We start from the raw sequence: 494 nt of genomic DNA, 5'->3' as shown, positions 1-494 counted from the left end.
TACAAACTTAAGCGGTTTGACGATGCGCTCGCTAATGCCAAAAGAGCGAATGAGATTAAGCCATCGAATCAGGCAAAGAGTTGGGTTAAGTATCTATCACAGCTACGCAAAGTAGAATCGACGCAGAACTCATAGCGAACATTTTTATTAAATACCCGAGCTCAGTCTCGGGTATTTTTTGTCTAAAGTCATAAAGGCTATTTATTGTATGAGCTTTTCATAAAAAGCTAATGCATCAAATGGTCGGGAGAAAAAAGGGCTTTTCTCTATATATTCTTGATGTACCTTGCTCAGTGTTTCAAACTTTTCTCTCGATGTAGGTTCGATATGAAAAGTTAGGCTTTCAGTCGATTCTACAAGCTTTAATGTTGAGGTTCTTGAAGCGTTATTTTTTGCTATTAATAGATAATATGCTAGCTCTTGCTTCTCTTTTAATACACAAGCCTCAAAAGCTTTCTCGCTTAAAACGGCAGAACAGGAGTTAATGCTTCTAT

General features: G+C 37.2%; 1 pseudogene. It reads right to left on the bottom strand.

Features of this window, described 5'->3' with window-relative positions:
* Positions 1-201 precede the first annotated feature (201 nt).
* Positions 202-494: pseudogene (locus tag IQR33_RS27885) on the bottom strand (hypothetical protein); the annotation flags it as partial.

Origin of the sequence: Vibrio sp. OPT46, from assembly GCF_015163535.1 — a bacterium.
Lineage (GTDB): Bacteria > Pseudomonadota > Gammaproteobacteria > Enterobacterales > Vibrionaceae > Vibrio > Vibrio alginolyticus.
This window is presented reverse-complemented; position numbering and strand designations above follow the sequence as displayed.